The organism is Amycolatopsis melonis, assembly GCF_040064235.1.
GTDB lineage: Bacteria > Actinomycetota > Actinomycetes > Mycobacteriales > Pseudonocardiaceae > Amycolatopsis > Amycolatopsis melonis.
The window spans coordinates 274,800-299,197 of record NZ_JBDZYD010000010.1; the positions used below are offsets into that span (position 1 = coordinate 274,800).

General features: G+C 70.2%; 23 protein-coding genes and 2 tRNA genes. 7 read left to right on the top strand and 18 right to left on the bottom strand.

Annotated features, from left to right (window positions below; genetic code table 11):
- The first annotated feature begins 240 nt into the window (after positions 1-240).
- Positions 241-507 (top strand): cell division protein CrgA, encoded by a 267-nt coding sequence (gene crgA, locus ABJI51_RS27110; protein ID WP_348952508.1) that lies wholly within the window; start codon positions 241-243, stop codon positions 505-507.
- A 70-nt stretch (positions 508-577) separates the two neighbouring features.
- Entirely contained in the window at positions 578-991 is a 414-nt protein-coding gene (locus tag ABJI51_RS27115) for a PH domain-containing protein (RefSeq protein ID WP_431605642.1), read from the top strand.
- Here the strand turns inward: ABJI51_RS27115 and ABJI51_RS27120 are convergent.
- Together ABJI51_RS27120 and ABJI51_RS27125 are read right to left on the bottom strand one after the other, a co-directional pair.
- On the bottom strand, positions 988-1,950 hold the full coding sequence (locus ABJI51_RS27120) for a rhomboid family intramembrane serine protease (protein ID WP_348952507.1): 963 nt from the start codon (positions 1,948-1,950) through the stop codon (positions 988-990). The two genes, ABJI51_RS27115 and ABJI51_RS27120, sit on opposite strands and share 4 nt — an antisense overlap.
- A gap of 39 nt (positions 1,951-1,989) precedes the next feature.
- Positions 1,990-2,508, bottom strand: coding sequence for a peptidylprolyl isomerase (locus ABJI51_RS27125; protein ID WP_348952506.1), 519 nt, complete (start codon positions 2,506-2,508; stop codon positions 1,990-1,992).
- 89 nt (positions 2,509-2,597) lie between these two features.
- Here ABJI51_RS27125 and ABJI51_RS27130 point away from each other — a divergent pair, with 89 nt between their 5' ends.
- The gene (locus tag ABJI51_RS27130; RefSeq protein WP_348952505.1) at positions 2,598-3,119 is read left to right on the top strand and encodes a hypothetical protein; all 522 of its coding nucleotides are present in this window, start codon (positions 2,598-2,600) and stop codon (positions 3,117-3,119) included.
- A 63-nt stretch (positions 3,120-3,182) separates the two neighbouring features.
- Here the strand turns inward: ABJI51_RS27130 and ABJI51_RS27135 are convergent, their stop codons facing one another.
- Together ABJI51_RS27135 and ABJI51_RS27140 are read right to left on the bottom strand one after the other, a co-directional pair.
- Entirely contained in the window at positions 3,183-3,635 is a 453-nt protein-coding gene (locus ABJI51_RS27135; RefSeq protein WP_348952504.1) for a DUF6918 family protein, read from the bottom strand.
- A gap of 145 nt (positions 3,636-3,780) precedes the next feature.
- The gene (locus ABJI51_RS27140; RefSeq protein WP_348952503.1) at positions 3,781-4,311 is read right to left on the bottom strand and encodes a DUF2020 domain-containing protein; all 531 of its coding nucleotides are present in this window, start codon (positions 4,309-4,311) and stop codon (positions 3,781-3,783) included.
- Positions 4,312-4,425: 114 nt separating this feature from the next.
- On the opposite strand from ABJI51_RS27140, the gene ABJI51_RS27145 reads away from it, so the two are divergent.
- From ABJI51_RS27145 to ABJI51_RS27155, 3 genes are all read left to right on the top strand, one after another.
- Positions 4,426-5,127: a hypothetical protein gene (locus ABJI51_RS27145; protein WP_348952502.1), complete on the top strand. Its 702-nt coding sequence runs from the start codon at positions 4,426-4,428 to the stop codon at positions 5,125-5,127.
- A gap of 1 nt (position 5,128) precedes the next feature.
- Positions 5,129-5,767, top strand: a complete 639-nt coding sequence (locus ABJI51_RS27150; protein ID WP_348952501.1) for a pyridoxine/pyridoxamine 5'-phosphate oxidase — start codon at positions 5,129-5,131, stop codon at positions 5,765-5,767.
- A gap of 366 nt (positions 5,768-6,133) precedes the next feature.
- A complete protein-coding gene (locus tag ABJI51_RS27155) occupies positions 6,134-7,207 on the top strand; it encodes an alpha/beta fold hydrolase (protein ID WP_348952500.1) in 1,074 nt (357 codons plus the stop codon).
- Here the strand turns inward: ABJI51_RS27155 and ABJI51_RS27160 are convergent.
- Positions 7,185-8,399, bottom strand: a complete 1,215-nt coding sequence (locus ABJI51_RS27160; RefSeq protein ID WP_348952499.1) for a cytochrome P450 — start codon at positions 8,397-8,399, stop codon at positions 7,185-7,187. The two genes, ABJI51_RS27155 and ABJI51_RS27160, sit on opposite strands and share 23 nt — an antisense overlap.
- Positions 8,400-8,498: 99 nt before the next feature.
- On the opposite strand from ABJI51_RS27160, the gene ABJI51_RS27165 reads away from it, so the two are divergent.
- On the top strand, positions 8,499-11,609 hold the full coding sequence (locus ABJI51_RS27165) for an AfsR/SARP family transcriptional regulator (protein WP_348952498.1): 3,111 nt from the start codon (positions 8,499-8,501) through the stop codon (positions 11,607-11,609).
- Here the strand turns inward: ABJI51_RS27165 and ABJI51_RS27170 are convergent.
- The 13 genes from ABJI51_RS27170 to dnaN form a co-directional block, all read right to left on the bottom strand.
- Positions 11,593-12,336 (bottom strand): ABC transporter permease, encoded by a 744-nt coding sequence (locus ABJI51_RS27170; RefSeq protein WP_348952497.1) that lies wholly within the window; start codon positions 12,334-12,336, stop codon positions 11,593-11,595. The genes ABJI51_RS27165 and ABJI51_RS27170 overlap by 17 nt on opposite strands.
- Positions 12,333-13,250 carry an ATP-binding cassette domain-containing protein gene (locus ABJI51_RS27175; protein WP_348952496.1) on the bottom strand — a complete coding sequence of 306 codons (918 nt, stop codon included), beginning with the start codon at positions 13,248-13,250 and terminating at the stop codon, positions 12,333-12,335. The genes ABJI51_RS27170 and ABJI51_RS27175 overlap by 4 nt, the downstream gene beginning before the upstream one ends.
- A 93-nt stretch (positions 13,251-13,343) precedes the next feature.
- Positions 13,344-13,416 (bottom strand) — tRNA-Ala (locus ABJI51_RS27180).
- 32 nt (positions 13,417-13,448) lie between these two features.
- On the bottom strand, positions 13,449-13,616 hold the full coding sequence (locus ABJI51_RS27185; protein ID WP_020642567.1) for a DLW-39 family protein: 168 nt from the start codon (positions 13,614-13,616) through the stop codon (positions 13,449-13,451).
- A 206-nt stretch (positions 13,617-13,822) separates the two neighbouring features.
- On the bottom strand, positions 13,823-14,005 hold the full coding sequence (locus tag ABJI51_RS27190; protein ID WP_348952495.1) for a hypothetical protein: 183 nt from the start codon (positions 14,003-14,005) through the stop codon (positions 13,823-13,825).
- 137 nt (positions 14,006-14,142) lie between these two features.
- Positions 14,143-14,216, bottom strand: a tRNA-Ile gene (locus ABJI51_RS27195).
- 49 nt (positions 14,217-14,265) lie between these two features.
- Positions 14,266-14,907, bottom strand: coding sequence for a DUF3566 domain-containing protein (locus ABJI51_RS27200; protein ID WP_348952494.1), 642 nt, complete (start codon positions 14,905-14,907; stop codon positions 14,266-14,268).
- Positions 14,908-14,957: 50 nt separating this feature from the next.
- On the bottom strand, positions 14,958-17,495 hold the full coding sequence (gyrA, locus tag ABJI51_RS27205; RefSeq protein ID WP_348952493.1) for a DNA gyrase subunit A: 2,538 nt from the start codon (positions 17,493-17,495) through the stop codon (positions 14,958-14,960).
- A gap of 46 nt (positions 17,496-17,541) precedes the next feature.
- A complete protein-coding gene (gene gyrB, locus ABJI51_RS27210; RefSeq protein WP_348952492.1) occupies positions 17,542-19,509 on the bottom strand; it encodes a DNA topoisomerase (ATP-hydrolyzing) subunit B in 1,968 nt (655 codons plus the stop codon).
- Positions 19,510-19,706: 197 nt separating this feature from the next.
- A complete protein-coding gene (locus ABJI51_RS27215) occupies positions 19,707-20,291 on the bottom strand; it encodes a DciA family protein (protein ID WP_348953035.1) in 585 nt (194 codons plus the stop codon).
- A gap of 160 nt (positions 20,292-20,451) precedes the next feature.
- On the bottom strand, positions 20,452-21,606 hold the full coding sequence (recF, locus tag ABJI51_RS27220; protein ID WP_348952491.1) for a DNA replication/repair protein RecF: 1,155 nt from the start codon (positions 21,604-21,606) through the stop codon (positions 20,452-20,454).
- Positions 21,607-21,616: 10 nt separating this feature from the next.
- Positions 21,617-22,507: a phosphogluconate dehydrogenase (NAD(+)-dependent, decarboxylating) gene (gene gnd / locus ABJI51_RS27225; protein ID WP_348952490.1), complete on the bottom strand. Its 891-nt coding sequence runs from the start codon at positions 22,505-22,507 to the stop codon at positions 21,617-21,619.
- 29 nt (positions 22,508-22,536) lie between these two features.
- A complete protein-coding gene (dnaN, locus tag ABJI51_RS27230) occupies positions 22,537-23,670 on the bottom strand; it encodes a DNA polymerase III subunit beta (protein WP_348952489.1) in 1,134 nt (377 codons plus the stop codon).
- Positions 23,671-24,398: the final 728 nt, after the last annotated feature.

Sequence of the window (24,398 nt, forward strand, 5' to 3'; positions counted from 1 at the left end):
CCGCTGACCTGGGTGTCTGCGCCGGTCGTCATCCGGTCCTTCGCGCGTAGCCACGCAAGCTCCTCTCAAGCCGCGTCGAACCCTGGGTGACACCGGTGTCACGGTCCGGGAAATCCGACCACTCCTGGCCGCTGCTTTCCTGCGGTCGTTTACGTTAACGTGTGCACGTGGCGCTGGTTGCGCACCCTCAGCGGGACATCGCCACCAGACGAGCCCGAAGAGCACCGCGAGGAACACACGATGCCCAAGTCCAAGGTCCGCAAGAAGACGGCGTACACCCCGCCTGCCGACCGGCGCACGCCGGTGAAGGTGCGGGCGGCCGGTCCCACCGGCCTCGCCTGGAAGATCCCCATGTTCGGGCTCATGCTCCTGGGCCTGATCTGGCTGCTGGTGAACTACATCGCCGGGGACAAGATCTCCTGGATGGCCGACCTGGGCAACTGGAACTTCGCCGGCGGGTTCGCGCTGATGATCGCGGGCCTGCTCATGACGATGCGCTGGCGCTGACAATTACTCCGTTCAGCGGCTTGACGTCGAATTACACCGGTGTGACTCATCCCCAGTGTGGATAACCCCTGTGGATAACTACCCCACCTCCTGGGCGCCGCGTCAGGCCGTTGTGGTATCGGCGTGGGCGGTCACCGCGGTCCTGCTGGCCGGTGCCGTGGCCGGGGCCCTGCGCGGCGACCGCGGCGGGCTGGTGCTCTTCGCCATGGCGACGGTCGCCGTCGGCGCGTTCGCGGCCCACGCCACGCTCGTCCGGCCCCGCCTGGCCGCCGACGCCGAGGGACTGGTCGCCCGGACACTGAGCGGCACGCACCGGCTGCCGTGGGCGCGGACGCGCACCCGACTGCGCACGACCCGGCGGCTGGGCCGCGACGGCGTCACGCTGGAGATCGAGCACGACGACCAGCTGTACGTCTTCGGAAGGCTGGACCTCGGCGAAGACCCGCGGGACGTCCTCGACGTGCTCAGCACCCTGCGGAGCTAGCGGCAGTAGTAGTACCGGCCGAACGGGAACTGGACGAACTGGCAGATTTCCGGCGCGAACTGGGTGGCCCGGTAGACGATCAGGCCGAGGATCGCGACGGTGATGATCCCGATGCCGATCGCCTGCCACCGCGCCTGGTTCGCCTGCGGGGCGTAGAGCAGCGCGACGGTGACCAGCGCGCCGGTCACCAGGCCACCGGCGTGCGCCCAGATCGAGATGCCCGGGATGCCGAAGGTGATGAACGCGTTCAGCGCCAGCGTGATGATTAGGCCGGTGGGGTTGAGCCGCAGCTTCAGCACGGTGACCGCGTAGGCGCCCATCAGGCCGAACAGCGCGCCGGACGCGCCCGCCGTGCCGGGGTAGCCACCGGGGTCGGCGAACAGCAGCACCGACGCCGAGGCGCCGAGCATCGAGACGAAGTAGAGCGCGAGGTAGCGGCCGCGGCCGCACACCTGCTCCAGCGACCGGCCCATCATCCACAGCGAGAACATGTTGACCGCGACGTGGATCGGCCCGTAGTGCAGGAAGCCGCTGGTCAGGACCCGCCACCACTCGCCGTGGCCCATGGTCGCGTCGCCGTAGAGGGCGCCGTACTGGAACAGCGTCGACTGCTCGTTGTCGTTGAGGCTGCCGGCCTGGACGACCGTGAGGAGGAAGACCAGGACGTTGACCGCGAGGATGGCCTGGGTGACGACCACCGACTGGGACAGGCGCGCGCCGAAGACCGTGCGCTGGCCGAGCCCGGCCTCCTGGTACCCGCGGTGCTGCCGCCGCTGCTGCTGGGCGCCCGAGTGGACGCAGTCGGTGCACTGGAAGCCGACGGGGGCTTCGCGGAGGCAGTCCGGGCACGCCGGACGCCCGCACCGGGAGCAGCTCAGCCCGGTCGGGCGGTTCGGGTGCCACCAGCACCCGGGAAGCGCGGCTTGCGGCTGGGCGGCGGGGTTCGGCGGTTGGTTCACGATGTCACCAACCTACCGAAACCCAGCCGGCCGGGGCCGTCAGTGCTCGACGGTGACCTTCTCGATCACGACGTCGGCCAGCGGGCGGTCCGCCGGGCCGGTCGCCGTGCGCGCGATGGCGTCGACGACGTTGCGCGAGTCCTGGTCCGCGACCTCGCCGAAGATCGTGTGCCGGAAGTTCAGGTGGGAGGTCGGCGCGACGGTGATGAAGAACTGCGAGCCGTTCGTGCCCGGCCCGGCGTTGGCCATCGCCAGCAGGTAGGGCTTGCTGAACTGCAGCTCGGGGTGGAATTCGTCGCCGAACTTGTAGCCGGGGCCGCCGCGGCCGGTGCCGGTCGGGTCCCCGCCCTGGATCATGAAGCCGTCGATGACCCGGTGGAAGATCGAACCGTCGTAGAAGGGGCCGGAGTTCGTGCCCGCCGCGTTCGGCTGGGTGTACTCCTTGGTGCCCTCCGCCAGCCCGACGAAGTTCGCCACCGTCTTCGGCGCGTGGTCGGGGAACAGGTTCAGGTGGATGTCACCCTGGTTGGTGTGCAGCGTAGCTTTCACGCACGCCATCGTGCCATCTGCGGCGCGGTCGCGAAAAAAGGGGCACGATAGGTTACGGGTAACAGAGCAGTGTCAAAACGAATGATGAGGTGAAGCCCATGTCCCGGGCGACAGCCCAGGCCGTCGAGACCGCCGACAAACTCGTCACCGAGGGTGTCAAGCAGGGGCGGCGCGCGCAGAAGAAGCTCGCGAAGAAGACGGAACTGACCCGCAAGGAGCTCAAGAAGAGCTCGAAGGCCGCTCGCGAAGAGGCGCTCGCCCGCCTGGCCGAGCTGCGCAAGCCGGGTCGCAAGGCGAAGAAGGCCGCCATCAAGGCCGCGAAGGCGGCCGGCGAGTCGAAGCGCCGCGGCAAGAAGGACTTCAAGGCGGCGAAGAAGGACTTCTACGCCGCGCTGGCCGAGGCGAAGTCGGCGGCCAAGGGCACCCGCAGCCGTCGCAAGTGGCCGTGGCTGCTCGGCCTGGTCGTGGTCGGCGCGGGCGCCGCCTACGCACTGCGGTCGAAGCAGGAGCCGCCGGTCGCGCCGGCGCCGCCGAAGGCCACCCCGCCCGCCCCGGCCAAGCCGGAGGCCTCGGCCAACGGAAAGGCGCCCTCGCCGGCGCCGGCCGAAAAGAAGAACTGAAGACGACGCGAAGAGGCCCCCGGCGGGTGCACCGGGGGCCTCTTCGGTCGTGCTCGAAATCGATCAGGCAGCGGCGGCGTGCTTGTCGATCAGCTGGCCGAGGCGGGGCAGCGCCTCCTCGACGTTCTTCTTGCCGTTCGGGCGCAGCTTCGAGTAGACCTTCTTGATGCTGTCGCGGCTGCTCTTCTCCGCGCGGGCGTCGGTGACGCTCAGCAGCGCGTCGGCGGCCTCGTCGGCGCGGCCGGACAGGTAGGCACCGAAGTCGTTGCCGCCCTTGGCGCGGTAGTCGGCGTAGAACGGCTCGAGGGCGTTCGAGAAGTCGTCCAGCAGCGTGTCGATCGCGGCGGGGATGATGCCCGGCTTGATCTTCTTGACCGCGGCGAAGCCGGTCTTCACGACGGCACCCGAGACGCCGCCCTTGTCGGAGACCTCGGCGTCCACGAGGGTTTCGAAGTCGGAAACGACCGCCGGGCGACGGCTGGAGTCGAGCAGGATTTCCTTGAGGGTGTCAGCCACGAATCTTGTCCTTTGTCGTTGCAGAGTTGGTGCCCGGCCCCGGGTGGGGATCCCCGGTGGCTGCGGTGCGCGAGTCCACGAAGCCTGCGCGTGACGCACAGGGTAATACAAGATCAACATCACTCACCCGTGTGGAGCCCGCTACCTAGAGCTTCAGGGCAGCGATAGCCTTCTTGGCCACTGTGCGTGCTTTGACGCTCTGCTTCTGGTTCGTCGTCACCACAACCGCTGATGCCCCTTTCGAGACCGCGTAAACGGCGCCGTCGTCGGAGGACAGGTAGCCGCCCTTCCAGCCTGCCGGATCACTCGCCGGGTTGGACGAGTCGATCGGCGCGGCCTTGTTGACCAGCGCCGTCGCGATTTCGGGCCGTCCGACGTACACCCGGACGGTGAGCTGGATCTTCCCGTCCGGGCGATAGAAGAAGCACGCGGGGTGCGGCTCGTCGGCGGACACGCGCACCTTCGAGACGTGCTGGCCGTTCGCCTCGGCCACGACTTCGCTGCCGAGGTACGGGCAGTCCGCCGTCCTGCCGGGCTGGGGATCCGGCGGCAGCTCGGCGCCCGCGGTGCCGGTGGACGCGGACGGCGGGCTGGGCGCCGCCGTGCCGGACACGATGGTGGCGCTGCAGCCGGCCAGCAGGGCCACGGCGGGCGCGAGAAGTACGAGTCGTCGCATAGCGCGCACAGTCAACCATGCGGCGTGTGTGAAAACCGCTGGCCGGCGACGGCGTGCGAGGATGACCGCGGTGCACAAGCGGCACAGTCCGGTCGACGGTGAGGGAGGTCCGGCGTGCTCACCCCCGAGCAGTACCTCGGCGCGATGGCCGAGCGCATCCAGCGGGCAGGCGGACGGCTGAACTCGGTCCAGATCGGGCCCGCGACGGCCGTGGTCGGCCTGTTCACCGAGTCGGTGATGCTCTCGACGATGAACTACTGCGTCGTCGCCGCGGCCGTGCCCGAGGTGACCGCCGCCGCGCTGTACGACTTCACCGGACGCGCCACCCAGCACGCCCGCGCGAACCTGGTCGGCACGATGGGCTGGACCGCGGCCTCGGTCGTCATCGCCGGGCTGATCGGCCACCGGGTGTACCCGGACGCCGCACAGGTCGCGTCGGCGAAGTCGGGCAACCAGTTCGGCGGGGAGACGCGGATGGTCGCCGTCGACCTCTCGGCCGGGCAGATGTACGCGTTCGTCGGCGGCAAGCTCTGGGGCGCCGCGGTGCAGGGATCGGTCAACGCCAAGCTGACGTACTGCTTCCCGCAGCCCGCCGAGGTCTACCAGCAGGTCCAGTGGCAGCAGGCCCAGCAGCAACAACCCCAGCAACCCCAGCTGCCGCCGGGCCAGCCGGTGCCGCCGCCGGGCTGGCAGCAGCAGGCACCGATGCCCGCGCCGCAGATGCCGCCTCCGCCGTACGTCGGCCCCACCGGCCCGCAGCCGCCGGTCTACCCACCGCCCGGCCCGCAGCCGCAGCAGGGCCCGTACGGTTACTGACATGGTGGAGTTGCGTGGCTGGCCGTCGTTCCCCGAAGAACTCCCGGTGTTCACGCCGGACACCGCGCCCCCGGACCCGCAGACGTTGTTCGTGGAGTGGCTGACCGAAGCGGGTGAGCACGTGCTGGCCCCGCACGCCGTCACACTGTCCACAGTGGACGCCGACGGCGCACCCGACGCCCGCGTGGTGATCCTCAAGGACGTCGGTCCCGCCGGCTGGGCGGTCGCGACCAGCTCGGAGAGCCCGAAGGGCCTGCAGCTGCGCAAGGACCCGCGCGCCGCGCTGACGTTCTTCTGGCCAGGGCGTGGCCGCCAGGTCCGGCTGCGCGGCCCGGTCTCCCCCGCCGCGCCCGAGGTGTCCGCGGCGGACTTCCTGGCCCGGCCGCCCGCCTCGCGCGTCGAGGCGTTCATCGGGCACCAGTCGCAGGTGCTGCACGACCCGGCGGACCTCGACGCGGCCGCCGCGGAAGCCCACCGCTGGGTCGAGGAGAACCCGGACGCGGCACCGGAAACGTGGACGCGCTACCTCGTCGACCCCGGCACGGTCGAGTTCTGGCAGGCCAGTCACGACCGGCGGCACGTCCGCCTGCGGTACCGCAAGGACGGCGACGGCTGGGTCCGCGAACGCCTCTGGCCCTGATCGGGGGTATACGCGGTCCGGCCGGGTGTGCGCATGATGCACCCATGCGCTCGAAGATGCTGACCGCCGGGCTGGTCCTGGCGCTGACCGCCGCACTCGGGGGTGTGGCCGCGGCCGACGCGCGTCCTGGGGGACGACCGGAGCTGACGGATCCGCACCCGTGCCCGGGCCAGCCGGGCTTCACCTGCTCGACGCTGACCGTGCCGCTCGACCACTCCGGACGGCTGCCGGGCACGCTCGACCTGTCCGTGGCCACCGCGGACAACGTGACCGCCCCGAAGGGCGTGCTGCTGTTCCTCACCGGCGGCCCCCGGCCAGGGCGGCGTCCGGGCCATCTCGCGGATCGCCGGGCTGCGGCTGCCCGAAGTGGCCAAGGACTACCGGTTCGTCATGCTCGACCAGCGGGGCACCGGCTCCGGCGCGCTGCGCTGCCCCGGCCTGCAGACGCAGGTGGGCAGCTCCGACATCGCAACGCCGACCCCGGACGCGGTCGCCGAGTGCGCCCGCATCCTCGGTGACACGGCCCCGCTGTACTCGACCGACCAGAGCGTCGCGGACTTCGACTGGCTCCGGCAGGCACTGGGCGTGCCGAAGATGGTGGTCGACGGCGTTTCCTACGGCTCCCGCACGGCGGCGCGGTACGCGATCGCGCACCCGCACAACGTCAGCAAGGTCATCCTCGACTCGGTCCTGCCCCACCACGCGACGGCGGCGGATTCCCTGTACCTGACCGGTCTGCAGGGCCAGGCCCGCATGCTGCGCGCAGCCTGCGAGGTGGCCCCGGCGTGCGGCTACGACCCGGCCGAGGACCTCGCCTGGGTGGTCCGCCACCGCAGCCCCGCCGACGGGGTGAAGATCTTCGACACGATCGTGAACTACGAGTTCGAGGACCCGACGTACCGCAATCCGGACTCGGGCGACGTCATCGGCGCCCTGCACGCGGCCCGCGGCGGTTCGGCCGGGTGGCTCGACGGGCTGGTCAAGGGCTACACGACCGAAGACGTCGCCCCGGAGGTGTACAGCAGCGGCCTCCACGCGGCGACGCTGTGCGCGGACCAGCGGTTCCCCTGGGGCTCGGCATCGACGCCGGTCCCGGCGCGGCAGCCGCTGCTGTCGCTGACCGCCCGCTTCCTGCCCGCCTCGGCGACCTGGCCGTACACGACGGAGGTCGCGACGCAGCAGGGATTCATCCAGACGTGTCTGCACTGGCCCGCCGAGCCCGCGCCCTCGAACCCGGCTTCGCGGCTCCCGGACGTCCCGGTGCTGCTGCTCAACGGCGACCGCGACCTGTCGACGCCACTGGAGTGGGCGCAGCAGGAGGCGGCGCTGGCCCCGCGCGGCAAGCTGGTGATCGTGCCCGGCGAGTCGCACTCGATCCAGAACCGCGAGCGCGGGCACGCGGGCCGGGACGCGGTGATCAGCTTCCTGCGGTCCACGTGACCGGCAGCTCGTGCACGCCGTAGATGTTCATGTCGGTCCGCAGCTTCACCTCCTCGGCAGGCACCGCCAGCTCCAGCGTGGGGAACCGGCGCAGCAGCCCGGCGAACCCGGCGCGCATCTCGATGCGGGCGAGCTGCTGGCCGAGGCACTGGTGGACGCCGTGGCCGAAGGACAGCAGGCCGCGGGCGTTGCGGCGGAGGTCGAGGGTGTCGGGGTTCTCGAAGCGCTCCGGGTCGCGGTTGGCGGCCAGCAGCGAGACGACGACCGTCGAGCCCTTGGGGATCGTTTCGCCGCCGAGTTCGAGGTCTTCGGTGGCGTAGCGGAAGAAGATGTCGGCGACCGAGAGGTAACGCAGCAGCTCCTCGACGGCGCCGGGCATCAGCTCCGGGTCGGCGCGCAGCTCGGCGAGCTGCTCGGGGTGTTCCAGGAGCGCGAAGGTGCCCAGTGACAGCATGTTGGCCGTCGTCTCGTGGCCGGCGAGCAGCAGCAGGAACGCCGCGCCGGTCAGTTCCTCGACGGTGAGGTCGTCGTGGCGGGCCAGGTCGGACAGGATGTCGTCGCCGGGCTCGGCACGCTTGTTCGTGACCAGCTCCGACAGGTAGGTGTTCAGCGCGATGTAAGCCCCCATCTTCTCTTCGAGCGTCTGCTCGCGGACCATGAACTGCGCGGCGTTCGCCTGGAACGTGTCGCGGTCGGCGTACGGGACGCCGAGCAGTTCGCAGATCACCAGCGACGGCACCGGGAGCGCGAACTCCCGGACCAGGTCGACCGGCGGGGCCAGCCGCGCCAGGTGGTCCAGCTGCCGCTCGACGATGTCGCCGATGTGCTCCTCCAGCTGCTTCATGCGCTTGACGGTGAAGGCGCCGGTGAGCCGCTTGCGCAGCCGGCCGTGCTCCGGCGGGTCCATGGCGATGAACATGCCCGGGATCTGCGGGGACGGCTCGGTCGCGGCGGGCATGCCGGTCTCGTACGGCACGTGGACGACGTCGAGGTCCAGTCGCGAGCTGAACCGGGTGTCGGCCATCATCTGCCGCACCGCTTCGTAGCCGGTGACGAGCCAGCCGTCGTGGCCGTCGGGGAAGCGCAGCGGGCTGACCGGGCGGGCGTCGCGCAGCTGCGTGAGCGCACGCGGCGGGTCGAACGGGCCCGCGTCGCGTTCCATCGGGAGTCCGGCCGGGATTTCGGTGGTCATCTCGGGTCCTTTCGTGGCGGTCTGGGACGACGATCGCGGGGTGGGCTGACACGGAGCTGACACGACTCGGCCACCGCCGTCCGTGGCAAGATCTGCCTGGTGCAGATCGCCGTACTGGGGCCCTTCGAAGTGCGTGCGGACGACGGCGTCGTGGCCGAAGTCCCGGGCGCACGGCTGCGCGCGTTGCTCGTCGCCCTCGCGCTCGACCCGGGCCGGGTCGTGCCCAAGACGACGCTCGTCGACTGGATCTGGGGTGAGCAGCCGCCCGCCGACGCGGCGAACGCGTTGCAGCGCCTGGTTTCCCGGCTGCGCAAGGCACTTCCGGCCGGGACGGTCGACGGGCAGCCGACCGGCTACCGGCTGGACGTGGCCGCCGACGACGTCGACGCCGTGCGGTTCGAACGCCTTGTCGCCCAGGCCCGCCAGGACGACGACCCGCGGCGGCTGCGCGAAGCACTCGCGCTGTGGCGCGGTGCGGCCATGCAGGACGTCGACCTGCCGGAAAGCGCGGCGTTCGACGCGGCCGTCACGCGGCTGGAGGGTCTGCGCCTGGCCGCGCTGGAAGACCGGTTCGACGCCGAGATCCGCTTCGGCCAGGCCGCCGAGCTGGTCACCGAGCTGACCGACCTGGTGGCCGCGCACCCGCTGCGCGAGCGGCTCGTCGCCGCGCTGATGCGCGCGCTCGTCGCGACCGGGCGCGACACCGAAGCACTGCTCGTCTACGAGCGCACGCGGGAGCTGCTGGCCGACACGCTGGGCGTCGACCCGTCCCCCGAGCTGGCCGAACTGCACGTCGCGCTGCTGCGGGGCGAGCTGGGCCGTCGCGAGGAGAAGCACCCGACCAACCTGCGCGCCGAGCTGACCAGCTTCGTCGGCAAGGACGCCGACGTCGCCGCGGTCGCCGACCTCGTCCGCGCGCAGCGGCTGACGACGGTGATCGGCCCGGGCGGCTCGGGCAAGACCCGGCTGGCCACGGAAACCGCGCGCACGCTGCTCGGCGGCTTCCCGGACGGCGCCTGGCTGGTCGAGCTGGCGCCCATCGGTGCCGCCGACGACGTCGCGCAGGCGACGCTCGCCGCACTCGGGCTGCGGGACGGGCTGCTCGGCGACGGCCCGGACAGCGGCCCGATCGACCGCGTGATCGGCGCCCTCCGCGACCGGGAAACGCTGCTGATCCTGGACAACTGCGAGCACGTCATCGAGTCCGCGGCGGCGTTCGCCCACCGGGTGCTCGGCGAGTGCCGCCGCCTGCGGATCCTCGCGACGAGCCGGGAACCCCTCGGCATCACCGGCGAATCGCTGTGGCCCGCCGCGCCGCTGCTGCTGCCCGCCGAGCGGGCGGATGCCGAGGAGATCGAGGCCTCGCCGTCGGTCCGGCTGCTGCGGGACCGGGCCGGCGCGGTGCGCAAGGACCTCCCCCACGACGCCGCGACGTCGGCGACGATGGCGCGGATCTGCCGGGCGCTGGACGGGATGCCGCTGGCCATCGAGCTGGCCGCGGCCCGGCTGCGCACGATGTCCCCCGACCAGCTGGCCGACCGCCTCGACGACCGGTTCCGCCTGCTCACCGGCGGCAGCCGCACGGCGTTGCCGCGGCACCGGACGCTGCGCGCGGTGATCGACTGGAGCTGGGAGCTGCTGTCCGACGCCGAACGCGTCGTGCTGCGCCGGCTCTCGGTGTTCTCCGGCGGGGCGGGCCTGGAAGCGGCCGAACGGGTCTGTGGCACCGGCGACGTGCTGGACCTGCTGACCGCGCTGACCGAGAAATCCCTCGTCGTCACCACGGACGACGGTGAGCCGCGGTACCGGATGCTCGGCACGATCAGGGAGTACGCCCGGCAACGCCTCGGCGAAGCGGGAGAAGCGGACTCGACGCGTCGCGCGCACCTGGCGTACTTCACCGAACTCGCCGAAACGGCCGAGCCGCTGCTGCGCCGCGCCGAGCAGGTGCACTGGCTCGCCACGCTTTCGGCCGAGCACGACAACATCACGGCGGCGATGCGCGGCGCGCTCGCGGCCGGGGAAGCGCCCGAGGCGATGCGGCTCGCGGCAGGCGCGGGCTGGTACTGGTGGCTGGGCGGGCACAAGTCCGAGGGCATGGAGCTGATGACCGCGGCCGCCGCCCTGCCCGGCGAGGTACCCGACGACGTGCGGGCCACGGTGTACGCCGTGATCTCGATGTTCGTGAACTCCGGGCCGAGCGACGAACGTCAGTCGGCGGAGTGGATCCACCGGGCGTACCGGCTCAGCCGGAACGTCCGGGTCGAGCACCCCGGGCGCGCGCTCGTCGAGGCGATGGAACGGCTGCTGGAGTCCCCGGCGGAGGCGTTGTCGGCCTTCGAACCGGCACTCGGGGACGACGACCCCTGGGTCCGTGCGCTGGCCCGGCTCCAGCTCGGCAAGATGCGGGTCCTGTTCGGCCAGGGCCGCGACGCCGAGGAGTACCTGGCGACGGCACTGGCCGAGTTCCGGGCGCTCGGCGAGCGCTTCGGGATTTCGTTCGCGCTCACCGAGCTGGCCGACCTGATCGCCCTGCGCGGCGACCTCGCCGTCGCGTGCGAGCACTACGAGCAGGCGATCACGGCCGTCACCGAGATCGGCGCGGCGGACGACGTCATCCGGATGCGGTCGCGCCAGGCGGAGCTGTACTGGCTGCTGGGCGACAAGGACGCGAGCACGGCCGCGATCGCCGAGGCCGGGCGGTACGCGGTCGGCGTCACGTGGCCGGGCACGCTGGCCACGCTGGCCCTCTCGAAAGCCCAGCTCGCCCGGTGGTCGGGTGCCGCCGAAGAGGTCCGCCGTCAGCTCGGCGTCCTGGCGGCCGTGCTGGGCGAGGAAGCCGAGCGGCCGATCATCCGCGCGACCACGCAGAGCCTGTTGGGCGCGCTCGCGGACGACCTCGGCGAGTCACGCGAACACCGCGCGGCGGCCCTCGCGGCGGCGACCGAAGCCGGACACGCACCGGCGATCGCCGAGGCCCTCGTCGGCGTCGCCGAACTGGCGTTGCGCCGCGAAGAAGACGAGCAGGCGGCCCGGCTGCTGGCGGCCAGTGCCGTCGTCCGCGGACTGCCGGACCGGTCCCACCCCGACGCGCTGAGGATCGAGGAGACCGCACGACGTCGCCTCGGTGACACGCGGTTCACCGAGGCGACGCGGGAGGGGGCGGCGGCGGACTGGCCGGAGCTGGCCGCGGTCACGCTCGCTTCTTGAACGTCGAGGACGCCCAGACGTACCCGACGACGGCGATCCCGAGGGACCACGCGAGCGCGGCGAGGACGTCACCGGTGGCCGGCGACCCGGCGAGCAATCCGCGCAGGGTTTCGATGATCGGCGTGAAGGGCTGGTATTCGGCGAACTGCCGCAGCCCGGGTCCCATTTTTTCGGCGGGCACGATCGCGCTGCTGAAGAACGGCAGCATGACCAGCGGCACGGAAGCCAGCCCGGCCGTTTCCGGCGATTTCGCCGCCAGTCCCAGCGCGACGGTCAGCCAGCCGGTCGCGACACCGAGCAGCACGACGACACCGAAAGCGCCGAGCCAGCCGAGAAATCCCGCGGCGGGGCGGAATCCCAGGAGAAACGCGACGCCGAGGAGGGCCGCGATGGCCACGAGGTTGGTGAGCACGCTGGCGATGACGTGCCCGGTCAGCACCGCGCCGCGCGAGACGTCCATGACCTTGAAGCGGTTGATGATGCCCTTGGTCATGTCGGAGTTCACCGCGGTCGCGGTGGCCCCGAGGCCGTAGCAGACGGCCAGCAGCATCAACCCCGGCGTCGCGTAGTCGACGTAGTCGACCCCGACATTGAAGGCGTCGCCGAACATGTAGACGAACATCAGCATGACGACGATCGGCATCAGGACCGCGTTGAACACCGACGTCGGATTCCGGGCGATGTGCTTGAAGTTGCGGCGCAGCATCACGATCGAGTGAGAGTTCATTTCGCGGCCCCTTCCGTGAGGGCGAGGAAAACGTCGTCGAGGTCGGGGGTGTGGACGGACAGTTCTTCGGCGTTGACGGAGTACTCGTCGAGCCGGTCCAGCAGGGACCGCAGTGATTTCGTCCCGCCGTCCCCGGGCACCCGCAGGGTCAGGGCGTCTTCGTCCGGCGTGGAGCCGGGCAGGATCCGCGCGGCGGCCCCGAGTTCGGCGGCGGTGGTGAAGCGGAGCCGGACGTGGGTGCCGGGAATCCGCCGCTTGAGCTCGTCAGGCGTGCCCTGGGCGACGATGTGCCCGTGGTCGAGCACGGCGATGCGGTCGGCGAGCTGGTCGGCCTCTTCGAGGTACTGGGTGGTGAGGAAGATGGTGACGCCGTCGGCGACGAGGTCCCGCACGATCGCCCACATCGTCCGGCGGCTGCGCGGATCCAGCCCGGTGGTGGGCTCGTCGAGGAAGACGATCCGCGGACGCCCGACGAGCGTCATGGCAAGGTCGAGCTTCCGCCGCATCCCCCCGGAGTAGGTCGACGCGGGCTTGCGCGCGGCCTCGGTGAGATCGAAGCGGTCGAGCAGCTCACCGACAAGGCGGTTGCCGCCCCCGGCGAGATCGACCATGAGCTGCAGGTTTTCCTGCCCGGTCAGCAGTTCGTCGACGGCGGCGAACTGCCCGGTGACCCCGATGGCAGCCCGCACGGCCTTGGCCTCGCGGCCGACATCGTGCCCGGCAACCCGCACGGTCCCGCCGTCGGCGCGGGTGAGCGTGGTGAGCACGTTGACGGTGGTGGTCTTGCCGGCCCCGTTCGGGCCGAGCAGGGAGAACACGGTGCCCGCGGGAACATCGAAATCGATGCCGTCGAGCACCACTTTGTCCTGGTAGGTCTTCCGGAGCCCGGAAGCCGTGATAGCCGGCTCTGTCATGACGCCACTGTCACGAGAGCGGCTGACACCGACCTGACACGGCCCGGACACGAAACGGCCCGCACCCTTCGTGGGTACGGGCCGTTCAGTACGTGGAGCTGAGGGGAATCGAACCCCTGACCCCCGCCTTGCAAAGGCGGTGCTCTACCAATTGAGCTACAGCCCCGGACACGGGCAGCGTACGCCGCCCGTGGAAGATCAGTTGTGGGACGCGCCCGCCGGCTTGGCGGGAGTGGTGCCGTTGCTGGAAGGAACCGGCGCGGTCGCCTCACGCCAGAGGTCGGCCTCGGCCTTGGCAGCCTTGTTGCGCTTCACGACGAACAGGACGCCGCCCGCGATGACCGCGAGTGCCAGCAGCTTCTTCACCGAAGCCCCCTTCTCAGCTTGCTTCCCTTACCCCGTGATGTTACTGCACGCCCCTCGACGGCTGTCGGCCGCCGGTGGTTCCACGTGGAACCAAGGGCTTCAGCGGTAACCGACGTCACACCGGACCCGAAATACCTCCGGCGTCCACCGTCGTTGTAGACGATGGCCCTGCCGGACATTCTCTTCCCGGCAGGGCTGCGTGCCTCTCACGGCAGGTACATGGCGACGCCCTGATCCCCAACCTGCGGCTGCTGCACGACATCGGTCTGCCGGGCCTGCCGCAGACCACCAGCGACCGGCTTGCCACCCCGACGACGATCCCGCAGGTCGACGACCAACGCGAGGGCCAGCAACGCGACGACCACGATCCCCAGGACGATCCACCCCATGTCGGCTCCCTTCGTCCCTTTCACCGTAAGCCGGGGAGGGCGGAACAGCCGTCGGTCTTGATGGACATTTAGGGCACCCGACGCGACCGAATGGCAAAAGCCCGGTCCGCGAGACGCGAACCGGGCTTTGACCTGTGTGGGCCTACCAGGACTTGAACCTGGGACCTCTTCGTTATCAGCGAAGCGCTCTAACCGCCTGAGCTATAGGCCCTTGAACGAGGAGAACTTTACAGGACCCCCGAAGGGGCCCTGCAACCGGGTCACTCTCGTTCCGACAGGGTCACCTCCAGGCCTCCTGCCAGGTCGGCCGAGACGTTGTAGATGAACGCGCTCACCGTGGCCAGTGCCGAGACCAGGACGATGTTGATCGCGCCGAGGATGGCCGCGATGCCGAACACGCGGCCTGCGCTGATCAGGGGTTCCGAGGAGGCGTTGGCCGTTTCGCCGCCCACCAGGGACGAGTACGTGCCGTTCAGTTTGTCCCAGACGCCCATTCCGTCGAGGACCGTGTACAGCACGCCGACCGCCACCAGCCAGACGAAGAACATCGCCACGCCCAAGACCAGGGACAGCTTCAGCACCGACCACGGGTCGAAGCGCTTCACCTGCAGCGAGGCCCGGCGGGGACCGCGGCCCGGGCGGCGGAGGGCGCTCGGGCGGGCTCGCTGGGTCGAGGCCGGGGGGACCGCCGCCGCGGACGGCTCGGCTCCTTCGGGGCCGCCGAAGAGGCGGGGGGCTGCGCTCCCCGTCACCACCGGGCGCTCGGCCTCGGCGGCCGGCACGTCTTCCGTGGCCAGCTTGACCGTTGCTTCGGCGTCGCCGTCCTTGTCCACCCGCTGCCAGGGTGGGCTGGCCGAAGTGCCGTTCGAACCCGCTGCCTCGGGATTCTCGGATGGTGTCACGAAGAGTCAGTCCTTACCCGTTGCCGTGGGGTCGCCGTCCGTAGGTGAACTTACTGCTCCGGCGGCGCCGTCGTTTCGTCACCCGCCGCGGGTGCTTCGGGAGCGTCACCATTGGCGACGTCCGAGGGCTCGTCCGCGTTGCGTGCGACCGCGAGAAGAGTGGTGCCCTCGCCGAGATTCATCAGCCGGACCCCCTTCGTCTGCCGTCCTGCCTTGCGGACGTCGCCCGCGGGTGTGCGGATCACGCCGCCGCTCGAGGTGATCGCGTACAGCTCGTCCTCGGCGTCGACGATGAGCGCACCCACCAGCCTGCCACGTTTGCGGTCGTGCTGAATGGTGAGCACGCCCTTGCCGCCGCGGCCCTGGACCGGGTAGTCCTCGATCGCCGTGCGCTTCGCGTAGCCGCCGTCGGTCGCGACCAGCAGGAACTTGCCCTCCTTGACCACGCTGATGCCGAGCAGCTCGTCGCCGTCGTTGAAGCGCATGCCCATCACGCCGGAGGTGGGGCGGCCCATCGGCCGCAGTGCCTCGTCGGTGGCGTGGAAGCGGATGGACTGGCCCTCGGCCGACACCAGCAGCAGGTCGTCCTCGGCGCCGGCCAGCACCGCGCCGACCAGCTCGTCGCCCTCGCGCAGGTTGATCGCGATGAGGCCGCCGGAGCGGTTGGAGTCGAAGTCGGTGAGCTTGGTCTTCTTCACCAGGCCGCGCTTGGTGGCGAGCACCAGGTACGGCGCGACCTCGTAGTTCTTGATCTCGATGACCTGGGCGATCTGCTCGTCCGGCTGGAACGCCATCAGGTTCGCCACGTGCTGGCCGCGCGCGTTGCGGTTGGCCTCGGGCAGCTCGTACGCCTTCGTCCGGTACACCCGGCCCTTGTTCGTGAAGAACAGGATCCAGTCGTGCGTCGAGCAGACGAAGAAGTGCTGGACGATGTCGTCCTGCTTGAGCGTCGCGCCCTGGACGCCCTTGCCGCCACGCTTCTGCGAGCGGTACAGATCCGTTTTCGTCCGCTTGGCGTACCCCGTGCGGGTGATGGTGACGACGACGTCCTCGACCGCGATGAGCTCTTCGTCGCTGACGTCGCCGCCGAAGCCGACGATCTGCGTGCGCCGGTCGTCGCCGTACTTGTCGACGATCGCCATCAGCTCGTCGCGGATGATGATCCGCTGGCGCTCCGGCTTCTCCAGGATGTCCTTGAGGTCGGCGATCTCCAGCTCGATCTCGGCCAGCTCGTCGATGATCCGCTGGCGCTCCAGGGCCGCGAGGCGCCGCAGCTGCATGTCGAGGATCGCGACGGCCTGGATCTCGTCGATCTCGAGCAGGTCCATCAGGGCCGGGCGGGCCTCGTCGGCCGACGGCGACCGCCGGATCAGCGCGATGACCTCGTCGAGCGCGTCGAGCGCCTTGACCAGGCCACGCAGGATGTGGGCGCGCTCTTCCTTCTTCTTCAGCCGGTAGCGGGTCCGCCGGACGATGACGTCCATCTGGTGCTTCACGTAGTGGCGGATCATCTGGTCGAGCCGCAGCGTGCGCGGCACGCCGTCGACCAGCGCCAGCATGTTGACACCGAAGTTCTGCTGCAGCTGGGTGTGCTTGAACAGGTTGTTCAGCACGACCTTCGCGACCGCGTCCCGCTTGATCGTGATGACGATCCGCATGCCGGACCGGCTGTTGGACTCGTCGGCGATGTCGGCGATGCCGGTGAGCTTGCCGTCGCGGACGAGGTTCGCGATGTTCTCGACCAGGTTGTCCGGGTTGACCTGGTACGGCAGCTCGGACACGACCAGGATCGTGCGGCCCTTCGCGTCCTCCTCGACCTCGACGACCGCGCGCATCCGGATCGAGCCGCGGCCGGTGCGGTAGGCGTCCTCGATGCCTGCCGTGCCGAGGATCATCGCCTTGGTCGGGAAGTCCGGGCCCTTGATCCGCACGAGCAGCGCGGCCAGCAGCTCGTCGTCGGTCGCGTCGGGGTTCTCCAGCGCCCAGACGACGCCTTCGGACACCTCGCGCAGGTTGTGCGGCGGGATGTTGGTCGCCATCCCGACCGCGATCCCGGAACCACCGTTGACCAGCAGGTTCGGGAACCGCGACGGCAGGACGTCCGGCTCCTGCGTGCGGCCGTCGTAGTTGTCGGAGAAGTCGACGGTGTCTTCTTCGATGTCGGCCAGCATCTGCATGGCCAGCGGTGCGAGCCGGGACTCGGTGTACCGCATGGCGGCCGCGGGGTCGTTGCCCGGCGAGCCGAAGTTGCCCTGGCCGTCGATCAGCGGGTAGCGCAGCGACCACGGCTGGGCGAGCCGGACCAGTGCGTCGTAGATCGCCGAGTCGCCGTGCGGGTGGTAGTTGCCCATGACGTCGCCGACGACGCGGGAGCACTTGTTGTACCCGCGGTCCGGCCGGAAGCCGGAGTCGAACATCGAGTACAGGATGCGGCGGGCGACCGGCTTGAGGCCGTCACGCACGTCCGGCAGCGCGCGCGACACGATCACGCTCATCGCGTAGTCGATGTAGGAGCGCTGCATCTCCTGCTGGATGTCGACCGGCTCGATCCGGTCGTTTTCCGGAGCCGGCGGCAGGGTTTCCGTCATGAGGTCCTTCTCGGGTGGGTCCTGGCGGGACAAGGTCGGGGGACGCTCACACGTCCAGGAAGCGCACGTCCTTCGCGTTGCGCGTGATGAACGAGCGGCGGGCCTCGACGTCCTCGCCCATCAGGACCGAGAACAGGTCGTCGGCCTGTGCGGCGTCGTCCATCGTGACCCGGCCCAGCAGCCGGTTCGCCGGGTCCATCGTGGTCTCCCACAGCTCCTCGGCGTTCATCTCGCCGAGACCCTTGTAGCGCTGGATCGCGTCGTCCTTCGGCAGCTTCTTGCCTGCCTCGACACCCGCCTTGATGACGGCGTCGCGCTCGCGGTCGGAGTAGGCGTACTCCGGCTCGGACCGCGGCCACTTGATCTTGTACAGCGGCGGCCGCGACAGGAAGACGTGGCCGTGCTCGATCAGCGGCGTCATGAACCGGAACAGCAGGGTGAGCAGCAGCGTGGTGATGTGCTGGCCGTCGACGTCGGCGTCGGCCATCAGCACGATCTTGTGGTAGCGCAGCTTGGAGATGTCGAACTCGTCGTGGATGCCGGTGCCCAGCGCGGTGATCAGCGACTGGACCTCGGTGTTCTTGAGGACGCGGTCGATGCGGGCCTTCTCGACGTTGATGATCTTGCCGCGGATCGGCAGGATCGCCTGGTACATCGAGTCCCGGCCCTCCTTGGCCGAGCCGCCGGCCGAGTCACCCTCGACGATGTAGAGCTCGCACTCCGCCGGGTTGGTCGACCGGCAGTCCTTGAGCTTGCCGGGCAGGCCGCCGATCTCCAGCGCGCCCTTGCGGCGGACCAGGTCACGCGCCTTGCGCGCGGCCATCCGGGCCTGCGCCGAGGAGATCGACTTGTTGATGATCGTCTTCGCCTCGGCCGGGTTGCGCTCGAACCAGTCCGCCAGCCACTCGTTCGACGTCTGCTGCACGAACGTCTTGGCCTCGCTGTTGCCCAGCTTGGTCTTGGTCTGGCCCTCGAACTGCGGCTCGGACAGCTTGATCGAGACGATCGCGGCGAGCCCCTCGCGCACGTCGTCACCGGTCAGGTTGGCGTCCTTCTCCTTGAGCAGCTTCTTGTCGCGCGCGTACGCGTTGACGACGCGGGTCAGCGCGGCGCGGAAGCCCTCTTCGTGGGTGCCGCCCTCGTGGGTGTTGATCGTGTTGGCGAACGTGTAGACCGACGGCGTGAACCCGGTGTTCCACTGCATCGCGACCTCGACCTCGAGGCCGGTGCCCTTGGCCTCGAAGGAGATGACACTCGGGTGGATCGGGTCCTTGCTGCCGTTGATGTGCTTGACGAAGTCCTCGAGCCCGCCCGGGTAGCAGTAGGTCTTCTCCTTGACCCGCGCGACCTTGCCCTCGGCGTCCTCTTCGGTCTCTTCGTCGGCGACGCGCTCGTCGCGCAGGGACAGCGTCAGTCCCTTGTTGAGGAACGCCATCTCCTGGAGCCGGCGCGAGATGGTCTCGAAGTTGTACGTCGTGGTCTCGAAGATGGCCGGGTCGGCCCAGAAGGTGATCGTGGTGCCGGTCTCCGAGGCGGGACCGAGGTCCTCGAGCGGGCCGGGCACCTGGTCGGTGTACTCCTGGCGCCAGCTGCGGCCGCCGTACTTGACCTCGGCGAGCAGCTTCGTCGACAGCGCGTTCACCACGGAGACGCCGACGCCGTGCAGGCCGCCGGACACCGCGTAGGAGTCGCTGTCGAACTTGCCGCCCGCGTGCAGCACGGTGAGCACGACCTCGAGGGTCGGCTTCTGTTCCTTGGGGTGCATGTCGACCGGGATGCCGCGGCCGTCGTCGACGACGCGCACCCCGCCGTCGGCGAGGAGGGTAACCTCGACCTTGGTGGCGTACCCCGCCATCGCCTCGTCGACGGAGTTGTCGACGACCTCCTGGACGAGGTGGTGCAGCCCGCGTTCACCGGTGGAACCGATGTACATGCCGGGGCGCTTGCGGACCGCTTCGAGGCCTTCGAGCACCGTGATCGACGACGCGTTGTACTCGCTCTTGTTCTCGGTCACCGGCGTTGTTTCTCCTCGTCTCGCCCGAGCGGACGCTCGCTCCCTCACAGTGTACTTGGCCGCGCCCGCTGGCATGCGGCAAGGACACCCCTGAACGCGTCACAGACGGACGAAATCGGTTCGAGCCGAGTCTTGACGTATCTCGGGAGGTCTGGGTGCGTTCTCGGGGCATTCAACCGAGCATCGCGCAACCCGGGTCAGCCGTACGTGTCACGCGGGCCGCGTCCCGGCACGTGCCGGGGGCCCTTCCGCCAGCTCGGGGCGGTCGGACCCTGGATCCGCATCCGCTTGACGACGCCGTTGCCGACGCCCGCCGCGATCTTGGCCAGCAGCTTCCCCTGCAGCAACCGGAGCTGGGTGGCCCACGCCGTGGAGCTGGCGCGGACGGTCAGCTCGCCGTCCTTGAGCGCGACCGGCTGGGCGTGCTCGGCGACGTCTTCGCCGACCAGCCGCGGCCACTGCGCGAAGACGCGGGCACTGGTGACGTTCTCGTTCCAGCCGCGATCGGACATCAGCCGGGAGACCAGCCTGCCGAGTGGCTGCGGGTCGCGCGGGTCCGCACCCGGCCCCGACCAGCGGCGGCGCCGGGGGCTCTGCCCGCCGCCGCCGACCGTCGGGCGGCGCCGCCCGGGCGGGACGCCCCGCTCCTTCGCCTTGGCCTTCGCGGCTTCGAGGGCGGCATGAGCGAGGTCGCGCCCGGTGGGCCCGTTCGGAGCAGCGGTGTCTTCACTCTGCGTACCCGGAGTGTCTTCCCCACGTGGGTTAACCCCGGTCCGAGGGATGTCAAGCGGCCGATCCGGGGTTTTGGTGACGCGCGGCGATGACGCCCGTCCGGGTTTATCCACACTGTCCACAGGTTTGTCCCCAGATCGGTGGGTAACTGCTGTGTCGGCGATCACACGGGGTGCCCGACTCGATCTTGCCGGACGCCGTTCGCCCTGCTCAGCCACGGGTGATCGTCCCATCCGCGACCACGAACCGGTGTCCGGCCAGCTCCGACGGCACGTCTTCGTCGACCGCGGCGGTCACCAGCACCTGTTCGGCACTCGCGGCCACCTCGGCCAGCCGGGCCCGGCGCTTGCGGTCCAGCTCGGCGAACACGTCGTCGAGCAGCAGCACCGGCTCGCCCGCCTCCGCACGCAGCAGCTCGTAGCTGCCGAGCCGGAGAGCGAGGGCGAACGACCACGACTCGCCGTGGCTCGCGTACCCCTTGGCGGGCGCCTGGCCCAGGATCAGCTCCAGCTCGTCCCGGTGCGGGCCGACCAGGCTGATCCCGCGCTCGAGCTCGGCCTTGCGGGCTTCGCCGAGCGCCTTCAGGAGGACGTCCTTGAGGACCTCGGGTTGCGCGCGTTCCCCGTCCGGTACGCCGTACGCCTCCGACAGGGCCGCACCCAGCGACGAACGGTAGGCGATCTTCGCCGGCCGCGAGTCCGGCGCGACCCCCATGTACGCCGAAGCAGCGTACGGCGCGAGGTCGGCGACCAGGTTCAGGCGCGCGGCCAGCAGCTCCGCGCCCGCCACCGCGAGGTGGTCGTCCCAGACCTCCAGCGTCGACAGCGCGTACGGGTCCTCCCGCCCGGTCCGGCGCTTGCCCGCCGTCTTGAGCAGGGCGTTCCGCTGCTTCAGGACCTTCTCGTAGTCGGCACGGACCCCCGCGTACCGCGGCGCGCGCAGCACCAGCAGCTCGTCGAGGAACCGGCGCCGCTCGCCAGGGTCACCCCGCACGAGCGCCAGGTCCTCCGGGGAGAACAGCACCGTGCGCAGGATCCCGAGCACGTCGCGCGGCCGCCCGACCGCGCCGCGGTTGACCCGCGCGCGGTTCGCCCGGCCCGCGGTGATCTCCAGCTCGACGGTCAGCTCGCGGTCGTCGTTGACCACCGCGACCCGCACCAGCGCGCGCTCGCAGCCGTGCCGGATCAGCGGCGCGTCCGTCGCGACGCGGTGCGAGCCCAGCGTCGCGACGTACCCGATCGCCTCCAGCAGGTTGGTCTTGCCGCGACCGTTCTGGCCGACCAGCACGGTCGGCCCCGGTTCCAGCGCGAGATCGGCCTGTGGCCAGGAGCGGAAGTCGGTGACCTGCAGATGCCGCAGATACACCCGCTGCTCCTTACCCGCCGACCTTCTTCACGGCGTGCCCGCCGAACTGGTTGCGCAGCGCGGCGACCGCGCGCATCGCGGCCGAGTGCTCCTGCCGGGAGGCGAAGCGCGCGAAGAGCGCGGCCGAGATGACCGGCGCCGGCACCGCGTTGTTGATCGCCTCTTCCAGCGTCCAGCGGCCTTCGCCGGAGTCCTCGACGTAGCCTTCGAGGTCGTCCAGCTCCGGGTCCTCGTCGAGGGCACGCACCAGCAGGTCCAGCAGCCAGGACCGGACGACCGTGCCGCGCTGCCAGCCCTTGATCACCGCGGGCACGTCCTTGACGACCTTCGCGGCTTCGAGCAGCTCGAAGCCCTCGGCGAAGGCCTGCATCATGCCGTACTCGATGCCGTTGTGGATCATCTTCGCGTAGTGGCCCGCGCCGACGTCGCCCGCGTGCGAGAAGCCCTCCTCGCGCGGACCTTCGGGACGCAGGGCGTCGAAGATCGGCATCGCCTTCTCGACGTCGGCGGCCGCGCCGCCGACCATCAGGCCGTAGCCGTTGTCCTTGCCCCACACACCACCGGACACGCCGCAGTCGAGGTAGCCGATGCTCTTCGCCGCCAGCAGCTCGGCGTTCAGCTTGTCGTCGGTGTACTTCGAGTTGCCGCCGTCGATCACCATGTCGCCCGCGGAGAGCAGGTTGCCCAGCTCGGTCACGGTCTGCCGGGTCGGCTCACCGGCCGGCACCATGATCCACACGATCCGCGGCGCATCCAGTTTGGACACCAGGTCCTCGAGCGACGTCGTGTCGCTGACGTCCGGGTTGCGGTCGTAGCCGACCACCTCGTGACCGGCCGCACGCAGCCGCTCACGCATGTTGAAGCCCATCTTGCCCAGGCCGATCAGACCGAGCTGAACCATGAGATCCCCTTACGTGCTAACGAACCTGGTCAGCCCGGCAGGCGGACCGGCATCAGGAGGTACAGGTAGCCGGGGACGACGTTGCCCTCGGCGTCGGCGGGCTTGATGAGCGCGGGCCGGTTCGGCGTGGTGAACGTCAGCTCGGCCCGGTCGCTGTGCAGCGCGCCGAGGCCGTCGACGAGGTAACCCGGGTTGAACGCGATGGTCACCGGCTCACCTTCGTACTCCACCTGCAGCTCTTCTTCGGCGCTGCCCTCGTCGTCGCCGCCCGCGGACAACCGCAGCGTGTTGTCCCCGAACTCCAGTCGTACCTGAGTCCCCCGCTCGGCCACCAGCGAAACGCGCTTGATGGACTCGGTGAGGGCGGACACGTCGATGACCGCGCGTGAGGTGTGCGACGCGGGCAGCAGCTGCCGGTAGGGCGGGAACTCCGCGTCGAGCAGCCGGGTCGTCGTGTAGCGCCCGGAGCCGGACAGGCCCAGCAGGCCTTCGCCGCTGGCGAGGGCGAGGCGGATCGTGGCGCCGCTCGAGCCGAGCGTCTTGGCGGCTTCGGCGAGGGTGCGCGCCGGGACGAGCACCGCGGCGTCGGCCAGCCCCTCGGCGGGCTGCCAGGTGAACTCGCGCATGGCGAGCCGGAACCGGTCGGTCGCGACCAGGGTCAGCGAGCTGCCGGAGATCTCGAGCCGCATGCCGGTCAGCATCGGCAGCGTGTCGTCCTTGCCCGCGGCGACGACGACCTGGGTGACGGCCTGGCCGAACGCGTCGCCGGCGAGCTCGCCCGCGAAGGCGGGCTGCGACGGCAGCTGGGGGTAGTCCTCGACCGGCATGGTCGGCAGGGAGAACCGCGCGCTGCCGCACGTGATGGTGGCGCGTGCGCCGTCGACGGAGATCTCGACCGGCTGCGCGGGCAGCGCCTTGGTGATGTCGGCGAGCAGGCGCCCGGACACCAGCAGGCGGCCGCCGTCGGCGATCGTCGCCGGGACCCCGACCGTGGCGGAGACCTCGTAGTCGAAGCCCGAAACCGTCAGCGCGTCGGTTTCGCCGTCCGAACCGGCGTCGAGGAGGACGCCGCCCAGTACCGGCACCGGCGGCCGGGAGGGGAGGCTTCTGGCCACCCACGCGACGGCGTCGGCGAGCCCGTCACGCTCGACGCGGATCTTCATGCGCGCATCCTTTCGACGACCGAGCCCGGCGCGGACTCGGGCCAGGCCTCTTCCGGCAGGCCAGTGACTCTGGCAGGGCAGTGACCGGCTGCCCCCTCCGGCCGGTCCGCCCTCCGCGCGAGCGGCCGGAGCACGGACCAGGTGCAGGCGTCCACGTTAGGCCGTCACGGGCGCCGCCGTCACCTCGGCCTCCCCTTGACTTTGTCGACTTGACGACACGATCTCGCGGCTGTCCCCAACTTCGTCCATCGCCTGTTTTTGTTTTGTTCTCTCTTTCAAAAGATCCAAGGGCAGTAGCAGTAGTAAGCGGTGTGGATTGTGTGGATGGAGCTCGTTCGCGCAGGTCGGACGGCGCGGCGGCGTGTGGAGAACCGTGGTGGCGGACCTGTGGACGGATCGGGCCGTCCGTGGATGGTTTCGGGCGCCCCCGGATTCGTCCACAGATCGGCCGAGTTGTCCCCATGGTTGTCCCCAGGTGTGGGGTGATCGATCCCCAGGGTCTGGGGGTGCGTGACGGCGGCCGAATCGCCCTACCGAGTGACCGGGCCCTCCTGTGCACAAGATGTGGGCAACCTGGGGAAGCCGCGTGGACAACCGTGTGGATTTCCTGTGGACGGCCTGGGGACGGGATGTGGACCGTCCCGGCATCGTCGCTGGTGGGAGATTCGTTGGCACTGTGGGCAATCCGCCCACACCCTGGGGAAACTTCCTTGTGTACAAACAATTTT